This is a genomic window from Bradyrhizobium icense (assembly GCF_001693385.1).
Classification (GTDB): Bacteria; Pseudomonadota; Alphaproteobacteria; order Rhizobiales; family Xanthobacteraceae; genus Bradyrhizobium; species Bradyrhizobium icense.
Window position 1 is genome coordinate 2,624,493 of record NZ_CP016428.1, and the last position, 12,390, is coordinate 2,636,882.

Here is a 12,390-nt window from a genome sequence, read left to right on the forward strand (position 1 = left end):
CGGCAGCCGCCCAGCATTCGAGCAGGGGTGATCCTCATCTTGTCGATCTTGGAGGCGGAACACCGTGTTAGGACTTCCCCTTAGACGCCGATCTCGGTATTCGCTGCCCGGCGACTTGCGAGCGCGAGCGACTCCCTACCAGTCCGGCCTTCTCTGGCTGCCGAGCCTCAACGTTGTCGGCGGGCGGCAAAGGAGGGGCGGCGGCCTCGCGATCAACCAGCTGCTGACGACGACGCGGCAGGCATTCCGGCATCTTGGTGTTGACGAACTCGATGAGGTCTTCCCGGACCTCACATCTGAGGTCCCACGCGGCGGCTGATGTTGCAGCGCTGACGAGAGCCCGCAATTGGATGGTATCCGCTGTAGCATCCGTAACCTGTAGGTTCACAATGCGACGGTCCCATCTCGGATTCTCTGCAACTATCTCGTTCAGCTTCGAGCGTATCGCCGCGACGTCCGTCGAATAGTCGACGTTGAATGTGATAGCGCCGATGATGGACGAGTTCTCTCTGGTCCAGTTTTGGAACGGCTTTTCGATGAAGTAATTTAGAGGCAGTACCATTCTGCGCCAGTCCCACAATTGCACCACGACGCAGGTTGAGGTGATCTCCTCGACGGTGCCGTATTCTCCCTCCACGATAATGACATCTTGAATGCGGATCGGCTGTGTCATGGCTATCTGAACGCCGGCGATCAGATTTGACAGCAGCGGGCGCGCAGCGAGGCCTACCGCAAGTCCTGCCACGCCTGCGGATGCGAACAGGCTGACGCCGTATTGCCGAACCGCGTCGAAACTCATCAGCACGAATGCGGTTCCGATCACGGCAATCACGGTGACTGCGGCACGTTTCAATATTCGCGCTTGCGTGGCGTGCTTGCGCGCAAGGAGGTTGTCTTCCACGTCGACTTGTAGACGGCGAAGATAGACCGAACCAAAGATTTCGGTGACGACGATCGCTATCCATGTGAGTAGCGCAATTAGAGCGATTTGCAGGACACGAGCAAGAAGAGCAGCCAGCGCGCCACTAATGGGGGTCAATTGCAGCAGCGATGTCGTGAAAAAAATGACAGCGGCAAGGGCGGATGGAGCCCGTAGCTTCTCCAGGACCAGCAGCCAGACATAATGCTCGGTATTGCGGAGCCACTTACCAATAGTGAGAAATAGCAATCGATGAAGCAGAAGCCCGGCAACTACGGCCACCAAAAGTGTCGCTACGACGATGATCCAGACGGGCATCGGGCTTATGGCGGTGGCCACCGACGAGATCCAGTCTTGCATCACGTTTCCAATCGAGCTGTGGATCCGGTTGGCGTCAATCGCCAACGAGTTGGCTTTTCCCTCGGGTCAACGTTCATGTGTTCCGTCGTCTGGGCGAACTTGGAAGCCGGCTCGATTGGCCGGATGCGGGCACGCCAGCCACAGCACATCATCATTCCATCGAGCCTAAAGGGTCCAAGGAACCCACATATTGGGAGAAGCCAGAATCTCTGCGTTCGTTCCCCGGCTCTGGGGTTTGGATTGGGCGGTTTTCCGAAAAGCGGGCGATTGGTCCGGTAGCGCACCAGTAACGAAACTGAGCCATGGACATTTACGAAGCTCCGGTACCGTCTTCCGAGAAACCAAACACGCCGCAGATTGGCGGGCTACAGGTTCCTATCACTAAGGTGGTAGGTGGCTAGGCGCTCCTTCGGAGAGGCCAGGATACAGCTATGTGTTCGATCTCGCCATTCCAACCTCGCCATGGAGGATCGTCAACTTCACGCCACGTCAAACCCAGTGCGTCACCGCACTGAGGTAACTGCCTTGTAGTTATCGTTAGAGTTTGCGGGTCGAAGCGCTCGGCTCGTGATTCATTAGGTTGATTGCGCCAACAGCGCGTACATATAGCCCTCATGACTAGCGCAGTTCAACTGCTGAACTAACGGCGTCCTGGTCCTGGTCCAAGCTGGAGGTGTCGACAATGCGCTCGATATTAGGAAAGGTTTGGCGAATAGGTATCATTGGAAATCTGCTGACTGGCATGTTCATTCTGCTGCCGTTTATGCTGACCGTCTTGATCATCGCTTGGGTCATCGGCACAGTTGGAGCGATCATCGGCCCGGGTACGTGGATCGGCGATCTTCTGACGAGCGGCGGCGCGGCGATCATCGGGCAGAAACGTGGGCTAATTGCCTTTCTCATCGGTGTTTGCATCGTCCTAGCGAGCCTTTGGCTCCTTGGCTTTGTCGTGCGAGTTAAGGCACGACGCGCACTCGATCGGACGCTAGACGACGTGCTGGCGACGGTGCCTCTATTTCGATCTATCTATCGCCCGGTTTCCCAAGTCGTTCGTCTCTTCGTCGGGAGCAAAGCGGACTTGGCCGGCCTGCCAGTTGTGATGTGCCGCCTCGGAGGAGATCAAGGGGCGGACGTTCCTGCCTTGCTCGCGGTCGATGATGTTTTCGATGTTGGCGGCGACCGACGGTTGTTGGTCTATCTACCAACTTCGCCTCTTCCCGCTTGGGGTGGCCTGGTTTTGGTACCGGAAACCGCAGTGATACCCGTTCCCAGCATGGACGCAGACGCGCTGATAAAACTCTACTTTTCCTTCGGGGTACTCGGCCGCGAGGTTATCCCGACAGTCGCGCGCTCCTGATGAATGGAAGACAGACGGGATTTGGTTAAGAAGCACTGCCGGTGCGCTCGGTCACTAATCAACGCGATGTGGCGCGGCACATTGGCGCGGTTGAAGGCTCCAGCCCCCAACCACCTGCTGACAGTCAATAACGTGCGAGCAACCAAGTATCGGATGTGTGCCCGATCGCCGTCGACAGGGATGCCGCATGCGCAGCTTGCTTAAGCTGTAACTTATCAGCGCGCGAACGTCAGTCCAGGATCGAGTGGATATTTGAACAAGCCTTCGAAGGAGGCCCGATCACAATGCTCATAGCCGCACAAGCCATCGCGCTCGTGCCAAGCGGTTTCCTGCCACGCCAGAACATATCTGGGAAAAATGTATACGGGCGTCCAGGCGGCGCTATCAGGCATCCGGGTTGGATGGGTTGGACTTGAGAGAGAGGCGGGACTGAAAATCCCGCCTCCTAGAGGTTTGCCGCCTGGCGGGTCCGAAGACCGAAGAATGCGCAGGCGGGCACCTCAGTATCAACCGACGGGATCGCGACGAACTTGGTGACCCCCGAGGTCTTTATCTTCATCAGCACGTGATGCTTGGCATCGGCTTTCGCGTCGGAAAGTGCGTTGCGGATGTCGCCCGCGTTGTTTACTGCCTCGCCGCCGAGGTTCAGGATGACATCGCCGGTTCGCAAGCCATGATCCGCGGCCGGGCCTTCAGGATCGACGTCGGTCACAACAAGCCGATGGGTGGCCGTCAGGCGGAGCCATCCATTCTGGCCGCGAGCTGTTCGTCCCACCACCAGATGTCAGGGAAGCCGACATTCCGTAGGTGGGCATGACGTCCGTTTGGCAAACCGGTTCAATCGCGCCGTGCGAACCTTGTTGATGCTCCACTGCGGTACAACATCATGATGCCAGAGCAGGACGCGGTCTAGTGCGTGGGTCGCAGCAATCTGTTCAGTGCGATTGACGGCGTAAACGATACGGTCGATGAGCTGATCGACCGCCTTGTCGGCGATGCCGATGAGATTGCGGGAACCTGGCGTCGCCGCCGCGCGCGATCCAGAATAATCGCGGAGCTCATTGCGTTAGGCTCTCTGCCCAGCTGGCAACCACGATATCGAAGTCGAAGTTGCGCAATCGCTCCTCACACTGAACGGAATCGACCGAGCTTACCGAAGCGTCGATCCCCAGTCGTGCGAGCGAAGCCTGATAGAACAGAACAAACCGTTCGTAAGTCGGGTCTGAAAGTAAAAATTCCGCCTTGAGCTGCTTGTCGGTCTTGAGGTCGATAAGCCTCAGATCGCGCACTGCAAACCTGGACACTTCAAGCAGCTTCATTGCCTCAAGCAGGTTCTTGCGATTAGCCGCCGGGCTACCGCTGACTGGATTCCAATAAGGGGTCCTCGGGGACCTGCTCGCGCAATGGAGAGAGGATCTCGAGTTCTCGGCCTTCCGGCAACCCGGATGAGGCAAGGTTGGTGCCCTGAAAATAACTCGCGACGCGCGTGTATTGCCCGTAGAAGATGCTCCTGTTGACGCTTTCGAAATCGAAAGCGAAATTGAACGCGCGGCGCAATCGAGGGTCGACAAATTTTCCGCGTCGGGTGTTGAACGCGAAGGCTGCATGACTCCGACGTTGCGGATCGGAAACTCCTCGAGCACCACACGTTTTTGCGTAACTGCGGAGAAGCCGTATGACGTGGCCCAGTTCCTGGCGACATTCTCGTTGTGCCAGTCGAAAGCATCGGCCTTGAAGGCCTCGAACTGCACGGCTGAGTCGCGATAGTAATCGAAGTGCAATTCGTGGAAGTTGCTCTGTCCGACCCGGACATTGAGATCTCTCGCCTAATAGGTCTCCACGCGCTCGTATACGATGGTACGGCCAGCCTCGAAGCTCTTGATCCGGTATGGACCTGATCCGAGCGGAGGCTCCAGCGTGGTGTCGGCGATCTCACGCTTCTTCCCGGACGCATCCGTCGTCTGCCACCAGTGTTTTGGCAACACCGTGAGTTGACCAACGATCTGAGGCAGCTCGCGATTGCCCGCCGCATCGAAAGAAAACTTAACTTCGCGCGGACCGGTGATCTCGTCATTGATGACATGGCGATAATAGGTCGAAAGTCGTGGGTTGTGCTCCTTGAATGCGCGGAAGGAAAAGACGACGTCCTCTGGCGTGACTGGTGCGCCGTCATGCCATTTGGCCTCCGCGCGCAGCCGGTACGTTACCGAGCTGAAATCCCCCGGATGACTGACGGCCTCGGCAAGCAGGCCGTATTCTGATGACACTTCGTCGAGCGCCAGCGTAAGCAGCGTCTCGTGAACGAGGTCGATTCCGACGGCGAGCACGCCCTTCATGCCGTCCACGGCCATGTTGAAATTGTCGAACGTTCCGAGAGCGCCGCGGCGCACCACGCCGATTTTGGGCGCTTGCGGATTGACGTAGTCGAAATGCGCAAAATCCGGCGGGTACTTCAGTTCGCCGACCAAGGAGAGACCATGACGCCATTGCCGATAATCCGCACCGATTCGCTGAACAGCTCGATGCTGGCTAGCAACCGAAGGCGTGACCATCAAGCCCGACGCGGCTTGCAGGAACGTGCGGCGCGATAAGCTCATGTCGAGGCGCCGGAGCAAAAAGGAACTCAAGTCCAACGCATGAGCTCAGGCCGATGTTCCGGCCGGCGACCGGTGTGGCGCCGGAAACTGTCCAGTCCCGTACCAGATTCGTGTGTGCACTTATCCCCCACAATCGGTTCGTCCGTTCAGACTGCTGACGAAAGAAGGGGAGGGGGCAGGACGACAAGCGGGTAGGCGCCAGCGGCAAACGCTTCCTTTCGCTTGGTTGGAAAAAGTTCTCACTTCGTCCGCATAGCTTGATTAGATTGTGAGAGCAATACTGATATCGGGAGCCGGAAAACCCTTGGCGTACTGGTTAAAGGCCGGCGGGTTTGAGCCGACTTTAATCGAGAAGGCGCGATCACTGCGCGACGGCGGCTATGTCATCGATTTCTGGGGACATGGATACGATCTCGCCGAGCGCATGGAACTGCTGCCTGCGATCGGTCGCGCGCGATATCACATTAAGGAACTGCGGATCGTGGACGACAGCGGAAAGAAGGCCGCCGGCTTCGGTACGAACGTCTTTCGCGAGTTGACTGGCGGCAGATACATTACCCTGCCGCGCAGCGAGCGCTCCAGGCTGCTGTTCGAAGGGATCGAGCGGTCGATCGAAGTCATTTTCGGAACGGAGATCGTCAACTCTACCAGGATGCGGCCGGCGTCTCTGTGCAATTGAGCCATGGCGGCGAGCGGCGCTTCGACCTTGTGATTGGCGCCGTTGGCCTGCATTCAAGGATGCGTGAGCTTGCTATGGTTCGAGTCGGAGTGTGCATTTCAGACCGACGCGCTTTCCGCGAGCGGTAATTCTATTGGCCTTAGTTTTCTGAGTGTCCCAGGCCTGGCCTTGGCGGTAGTACGGACGGAGCGATGTTCATCTGCGGCGGTTTCGGGGGCGCCGCATCGCCGGAAGGGGAGGTGGCCCCTTCCTGTCCACTCGCGCCGCGCGGCGCTGCCGCACCCTGCGCGCGGCCTCCAGCAAGGCCGACCGTGATCTGGTCCGTGCCGACGGGCTGCGGCGTCATGGAGCCGTCTGCGGCTGCTATGCGCCAGACCATGTCTCCGGCGTCGTCCGCGACGAGCAGCGCGCCGGTGCCGTCTATTCCGAGGCCAACCGGCCGGCCGCGGGCCTGATCGTCGTCAAGGAAGCCGGTCACGACATCCCGCGCCTTGCCGGCGGGCGCGCCTTCCTCGAAGGGGATGTAGACCACCTTGTAACCGGAAAAGGAGTTGCGGTTCCAGCTACCGTGCTGGCCCACGAAAGCACCATTTCGATATTCCTCCGGAAGCGCCGAGTTCAGCGTGAAAGTCATTCCGAGCGCGGCAACGTGGCTCGCAAGCGCGTAATCAGGAGCGATCGCCTTTTCGACCATGTCGGGCCGGGGCGGGTGGACGCGCTCGTCGACATGATTGCCGAAGTAGCTCCATGGCCAGCCGTAGAACCCCCCTTCCTTGACCGAGGTCATGTAATCCGGGACGAGGTTGGGGCCAAGTTCGTCCCGCTCGTTCACCACGGCCCAGAGCTCGCCCGTTTGCGGATGGACCGTCAGGCCGTTAGGATTACGCAGGCCAGACGCGTAGACGCGGGATGCGCCGGTCTGCCGGTCCACCTGCCAGATAGCGGCGCGCCCCTTCTCGGCCTCCAGCCCTCTTTCCGCGACATTGGAGTTAGAGCCGACCGACACGTAAAGAAAACGGCTGTCCGGACTGAGCGCGAGATCCTTGGTCCAATGATGGTTGATCGGTCCGCCGGGCAATGGCGTCAGCACTTTCGCTTGGGCGGCGATCCTAGTGTCGCCGAGCCGGTAGGGATATGCCAGGATCGCATCGGCCGCGGCCACATAGAGCGTATCGTCGTACCAGGCGGCGCCAAACGGTGACTTGAGGTCTGCCAGCAGGTCATGTCGCTCGTCGACTGTGCCGTCGCGGTTCGTGTCGCGCAGAAGCGTGATGAGGTTGCTCTTCTTCTGTTCGCCACCACCGCCCTGCGCGTACGACATGATCCAGCCGCGGATGAGGTCCTTGGGCCGCGAGACCGGCTTGCCGGGCGGAGTGCGCGATTGAACGACGAGCACGTCTCCGTTCGGCAGGGTATGTACCGTGCGCGGGTGGGCCAGATCGCGGGCATAGGCCGTGATCTTGAGCCCGCTCGGGATAGACGGCGTATCACCCTCATTCCAGCCGACCACCTCGGCCACCTTCAAGTGGGGTACAAGTGAGTGGCTCGGTTCCGGCAGGACCGGATCAGGTCCGACTTGTTGCGAAACGTCGAAATCCGAGCCGCTGTCACTGCAACCTGCGAGGGTCGCGACGAGCAGGCAACTGCCGGCAAACGCGGCAGCGCCCTGCAATCGAATGCGCCTAGTCATGTCGTCTCACTCCCACGCCATATCGAAACACAAGTGCACGGCCCAGCCAGTCGCTGACGACCATCACGATGACGGTCGCAACAGAGAGGATGAGACCCCAAGGCACAACGGCAGTCCAGCCGTCGCCAGCGTGGACGAGGCTGTTGAGAAATGCCAACGCGAGGACGACCACGCCGCCGACGGCATGGGGCCACGCGGGTGCCGGCGCGCGCACCGTCGAGCGGAAGAGGAAATCGATGAGGCCCGCGATCAAGGCGAGCGCGCCGAAGACAAGCCCGGCGAGAAGCAGCCAGGACGAGAATTCCTGCCACATTAGATGCGAGGTTCGCCAGTATGCGATGTCGGTCAGCAGCGTCAGCGTGAAGCAGACGTTCGGGAACTGCGCGAGCATTGAGTGAATCGGCTGCCCGGCGATTGCCGCGGTCGCGGGGGTATGTACGTGCGTCATCGGTCATGTCCACTACGGTTTGCTCGAAACATATCGAATTTGCGGGCGGTCGCATTGTTCCTCTGACCATGGAATGAATCGGCGAAAAGCATGCGCCAGTCAGTCTGGAACTGTACGTTCGGTCGCCGTAACATTGTCCGCTCGTCAATTGTTCGAACAAAAGCGCCGCAAATACAGATTTGGTCGGCATCATTTCCGGTCTAGCCTTCCGTGACGTCGCCGAGAACTTCCTCGCGAGTATTCTTCTCAGCGTCAGAAACCCGTTTCGGATGGCGACCTGATCGCGGTCAATGGCAGCAAGGGGATCGTCCGGGATCTCATCATGCGCGCAACCGCACTCCTGGCGCTGGACGGCAAATTACGTGCAGATTCCCGATGCGATCGTTTTCAAGGGCACAATACCAACCACAGCAGCACCAACCACAGCAGCGCGCGAACGAATGGTGAAGCGTCTCTCACCGTCGGACGGTAAACCGACCTACATGCGAGGAAAGGATTCCGCCTCCGTCTGAACGATATGCCGCAAGTTGTCCAGCACCGGCGGTTCTGCCAAAACCCGCTGCCGATATTGCGGTAATGATCCTGTTGATCAGCCTGACGGGCGCGACGCTTCAAGGCCGATAGGATCAGATATTCGATCTCTCAGCGATCGCAGCCGCCGGCTCGCGCTAAGAGCGTGTGTAACCGAGACCGCCTTTCAGCCCACGAGCTCGGTAATCTCGCCAAATTGTCCGAGACACGGCGATGGACGACCAGACCAGGTCGGCATTGCGCAACTTTCAGTGCGCAACTTTCAGCAGGCGCAGGGCATGAAGCAGACCGTTAGCTTTGACGGCACGCCGCTGTCGGCGTTGGCGGGTCGATTTCGGCCAAGATCAAGGTGGCAGCCAGACGACAGCTTCGGCGCCACAGCAAGAGAAGAAGCACCCGCAACAGGGTGGTCAATTGTCTGGCAAGCAGAAATGATTTCGAGCGATGGCTTCCCTCGCCGCGACAAAGAGCGACGGATGCCGTTGCCCTTGTCGACGCAGTGAAACAGCGTCGACATGAAGTGATCGAACCGTTGCCTCCCCCTGGGGTGTGCCCCGCCTGGAGGGTGGACCTCGGTGCGTGATGTTGCGGCGCCACCAGCACCCGCAATCGAGCCCTCATTGACTAAGCCGGCCGAGGGAGGTCAGCAATCGAAGCTGGACCGTCATGAGCTGAGTAAATTCCTCTCCCGGCCGGGCGGGTTTAGTCTGGTTTCTTCCGTCAGCTCGGACAATTCGTTGCGCAGGTCGCCCTCGCCGGAGCTTGCCGTAGTGGCCTCTTCGGTTGGCGGCATTCTCGGGCTGACGTCCGCCTTCGTGGAATCCGCGTGGATGATCGGGACGCCGTTCGGGAACACTACTTCGCGCGCCGGATCCGGAAGCTCGATCCCGGCGGCGAGAAGCGCATCCTTTGTCAGACGCATAAGCGAGGAGCTGATCTTCTCGGGCGAGTACGTCGCGCTCGCGAACCAGTAATAGATACGGAGATTTATAGCTGCGGGACCGAGTTCCTGGACCAGCACGAGCGGCTCCGGATTCTTCAGCACGGCGGGGTGCCGGCTAAGCACATCGGCAATCAGGGCCTGGGCCTTCATGGTGGGGGAACCATATCCAACCCCGACGGCAAAATCGGCGCGCCGGCTGGCCGCGCTGCTGTAGTTGGTGATCGGGCTCTTGAAGACGGTTGCGTTGGGAATCTGCACGTAATTGCCGTCCAACGTCAGGAGAGCCGTGGTCCGCATGTTGAGGTTCTGGACGATTCCCTTGTGGCCGTTCACCTCGATCAGGTCGCCCGTCCGAAACGGATTTCTGACGCTGAGCAGAATGCTGGCAAGGAAGTTCTCGGCAATGTCGCGGAAGGCGAGGCCGGCCACGATGCCGACAAGGCCCGTACCGCCCAGCAGCGTGATCGCAAGTCGCGTGAGGCCGGAGACGCGCAGGACGAAATAGATGCCCAGCAGGAACACCGGGATCGCAATCGCTCGCGCAACAACACGCAGCAGAAGCGGGGAGGCAATGCGACCGGAGAGAAGCCGCAGGGACATGCGCCTGACCAAGTGCGACAGCAGCCAGGACAGGAGAATGACGATGATCGCCAGCAGCGCCCAAGGCCAGGTCTGCATAGCCTGCTGTCCGATACTTGCCAACTCCTCGCGTGCAAGGCCGAAGGTCAATTCGGGGTCGGCTTCGACCTCAATGCGATTGACCACCGCAACCGTACCTTCAGTGCTTTCGGCCAGCCGGCCTGCCCATCGCTGATGCTCCACAGAGTCGGTCCTACCGTTTAGGAACACGACGCCGTCGCGGACCGCTACACTCGCTTGCTGAAACCAAGTCGTGGACGCCAGAATGCGCTCGATGCGCGCAGCGATCGCCGGGTCACCGACCTTCGGGTCGACGCGAACCTCCTTGCGGGCGTCCCGGTCCGGCGCGTCGATGATAGGGCTGAGTGGCGTCTGTGCCGTCCCGGGGACTGGAACAACAATGAGAAGCGCCGCCAGGCTTGCGAGCAGAATGCTCAGGTGGCGCGACCGGCATGCTCGGCGAACAGTTCGATAGATTGTTCGCGCGTGGTCTCGGCTGGGCTGCCGGCTCATTTGGCACTCCCCAAATGAAACCAACAAGGGAGTGGACTTTTCGGTTCCACACTGGCTGCGGGCTTCCGAAGCGTTCGAGCGCTCCCCTCTCGTAGGAACGAACGCGCGCCTGCGAAGATTGGCTGCATCAAGGCTCACGCCAACCGCGCTGGGCGGCAGCGGCCGGCATGAAGGAGCAGTGAGGCTGACCTTGTCCTCGATCTCCGGAAGCGTTCGACTCCAAAAGCGCTTCGCGCGCTGGATTACCGGGAGGACTTCACATCCTTAGATCCATCAAGACCAAATCGGCAGCTTTGTGGGATCGTCTGCGAACCAGCTTCTGGTTCACTCCATCGTTGATGGCAGCAGCGGCGGTCGGCCTCTCGCTGGTGACGACCCGGCTGGATCGATGGATCGCAGATCAAGCGGTGCGGGAGTTCGAGTGGATCTACGCTTTCGGACCGGAGGGGGCCCGGGCCGTGCTTGCGGCGATCGCCAGTTCGATGATCACGGTCGCTGGCCTGACATTCTCGATCACGATGCTCACGCTGCAGCTTGCGTCCTCGCAGTTCGGGCATCGTATCCTCCGCAACTTCATGCGAGACCGTGGCAATCAGGTGGTGCTGGGTACGTTTGTCGCGACGTTCGTCTACTGTCTCCTTATCCTGCGCACCGTCAAGGGAACTCCGGATTCAAGCTTCGTGCCGCACCTGTCGGTCGCCATGGGCGTGTTACTAGCAATCGCCAGCCTGGCGGTGCTGATCTTCTTCATTCATCACATTGCCAGCACGATCCGGATCGAAACACTTTTGGCGCAACTGACCGAGGAAGCGCGATGTACCATCGAACGCCTCTATCCCGAGCAGCTGAATTCCGGGACAACCGCTCAAGAGGGCCGCATCCAACGCGAAGAAGCCCTGCACCAGGTCGCCCGTGAATACTGCGAGGTCCGAAGCAAACTCAGCGGCTACATCCAAATGATCGACGACGATGCCATCATGGAGCAGGCAACCGCGTGCGATCTGTTGCTCAGAATCGAGGCGGGGCCGGGAAGCTTCGTTCAGAAGGACGAGGTCATCCTGAGTGTGTGGTCTGCGGTTCGCGGCGATGACGTAATTGGGGCGAAACTGCAGGATTCGATTGTGATCGGGCAGGAGCGTACGCCATCCCAGGACCTGGATTTTGCGGTCCACCGAATCGTGGAGATTGCCCAAAGAGCCTTGTCGCCGGCGGTCAACGACCCCACGACTGCCATTTACTGTCTGGATCGAGTCGAGGAATTGCTGACGGCACTGGCCGGACGAAAGATCCCGGGCGCACTTCGGTACGATGATGAGGGAAAATTGCGGGTCGTGACCGAGGTCCTGAAACTCGATCAGTTCGTTCGCAAAATGATGGCCGGCATCGCAAGACACGCTATCGCCGACCCGGATGTGATCAGCCGTGCGCTCCACGTGCTCGAACGCATTGCAAAACGCGCGCCGCCAAACTCGCGAGCGAGCCTCAAGGCATTCGCCGACGACCTTGCAGTGCAGCACCGTTCGCGTTTCAGCCTGTGACGTCTGTTCCTGTGCTGCAATCAATCTCACAAGGCGGTTTTTCGACCTAGCTGATGAGGTCCAATACCTGCGACGCCTGCAGCCCGATCGACAGCTAGCTTCTGCCTTAAAGACATTAATGCACAGAAATGCTCACATTTGGGGTCAGACCCGACGGACAGCCTTATAGCTCCCCC

11 protein-coding genes are annotated in these 12,390 nt (G+C 59.6%); 3 read left to right on the forward strand and 8 right to left on the reverse strand.

Annotation, left to right across the window (positions count from 1 at the left end):
• Nucleotides 1-67: 67 nt before the first annotated feature.
• Nucleotides 68-1,324: a mechanosensitive ion channel family protein gene (locus LMTR13_RS12385; protein WP_236843361.1), complete on the reverse strand. Its 1,257-nt coding sequence runs from the start codon at nucleotides 1,322-1,324 to the stop codon at nucleotides 68-70.
• A gap of 637 nt (nucleotides 1,325-1,961) precedes the next feature.
• Between LMTR13_RS12385 and LMTR13_RS12390 the strand changes: the two genes are divergently transcribed.
• Nucleotides 1,962-2,636, forward strand: coding sequence for a DUF502 domain-containing protein (locus tag LMTR13_RS12390; RefSeq protein ID WP_156795585.1), 675 nt, complete (start codon nucleotides 1,962-1,964; stop codon nucleotides 2,634-2,636).
• 445 nt (nucleotides 2,637-3,081) lie between these two features.
• On the opposite strand, the gene LMTR13_RS12395 is transcribed toward LMTR13_RS12390, so the two are convergent.
• From LMTR13_RS12395 to LMTR13_RS42420, 3 genes are all read right to left on the reverse strand, one after another.
• The gene (locus tag LMTR13_RS12395) at nucleotides 3,082-3,348 is read right to left on the reverse strand and encodes a PDZ domain-containing protein (protein WP_065728128.1); all 267 of its coding nucleotides are present in this window, start codon (nucleotides 3,346-3,348) and stop codon (nucleotides 3,082-3,084) included.
• A 641-nt stretch (nucleotides 3,349-3,989) separates the two neighbouring features.
• On the reverse strand, nucleotides 3,990-4,535 hold the full coding sequence (locus LMTR13_RS43315) for an ABC transporter substrate-binding protein (protein ID WP_335622097.1): 546 nt from the start codon (nucleotides 4,533-4,535) through the stop codon (nucleotides 3,990-3,992).
• Nucleotides 4,463-5,233 carry an ABC transporter substrate-binding protein gene (locus LMTR13_RS42420; RefSeq protein ID WP_236843362.1) on the reverse strand — a complete coding sequence of 257 codons (771 nt, stop codon included), beginning with the start codon at nucleotides 5,231-5,233 and terminating at the stop codon, nucleotides 4,463-4,465. Before LMTR13_RS42420 ends, LMTR13_RS43315 begins: the two co-directional genes overlap by 73 nt.
• Before the next feature lie 304 nt (nucleotides 5,234-5,537).
• Here LMTR13_RS42420 and LMTR13_RS12405 point away from each other — a divergent pair, with 304 nt between their 5' ends.
• Entirely contained in the window at nucleotides 5,538-5,912 is a 375-nt protein-coding gene (locus LMTR13_RS12405) for a Rossmann-fold NAD(P)-binding domain-containing protein (protein ID WP_065728129.1), read from the forward strand.
• A 139-nt stretch (nucleotides 5,913-6,051) separates the two neighbouring features.
• Here the strand turns inward: LMTR13_RS12405 and LMTR13_RS12410 are convergent, their stop codons facing one another.
• The 4 genes from LMTR13_RS12410 to LMTR13_RS12420 all read right to left on the reverse strand — a co-directional run bounded on the left by LMTR13_RS12410 (nucleotide 6,052) and on the right by LMTR13_RS12420 (nucleotide 10,676).
• A complete protein-coding gene (locus tag LMTR13_RS12410; RefSeq protein ID WP_065728130.1) occupies nucleotides 6,052-7,602 on the reverse strand; it encodes a PQQ-dependent sugar dehydrogenase in 1,551 nt (516 codons plus the stop codon).
• A complete protein-coding gene (locus tag LMTR13_RS12415) occupies nucleotides 7,595-8,050 on the reverse strand; it encodes a DUF2231 domain-containing protein (RefSeq protein WP_065728131.1) in 456 nt (151 codons plus the stop codon). Before LMTR13_RS12415 ends, LMTR13_RS12410 begins: the two co-directional genes overlap by 8 nt.
• A gap of 793 nt (nucleotides 8,051-8,843) precedes the next feature.
• Entirely contained in the window at nucleotides 8,844-9,098 is a 255-nt protein-coding gene (locus tag LMTR13_RS40640) for a hypothetical protein (protein WP_156795586.1), read from the reverse strand.
• A 147-nt stretch (nucleotides 9,099-9,245) separates the two neighbouring features.
• Nucleotides 9,246-10,676 (reverse strand): mechanosensitive ion channel family protein, encoded by a 1,431-nt coding sequence (locus LMTR13_RS12420; RefSeq protein ID WP_083218997.1) that lies wholly within the window; start codon nucleotides 10,674-10,676, stop codon nucleotides 9,246-9,248.
• Nucleotides 10,677-11,014: 338 nt separating this feature from the next.
• On the opposite strand from LMTR13_RS12420, the gene LMTR13_RS12425 reads away from it, so the two are divergent.
• Nucleotides 11,015-12,214, forward strand: coding sequence for a DUF2254 domain-containing protein (locus LMTR13_RS12425; RefSeq protein ID WP_083218998.1), 1,200 nt, complete (start codon nucleotides 11,015-11,017; stop codon nucleotides 12,212-12,214).
• Nucleotides 12,215-12,390: the final 176 nt, after the last annotated feature.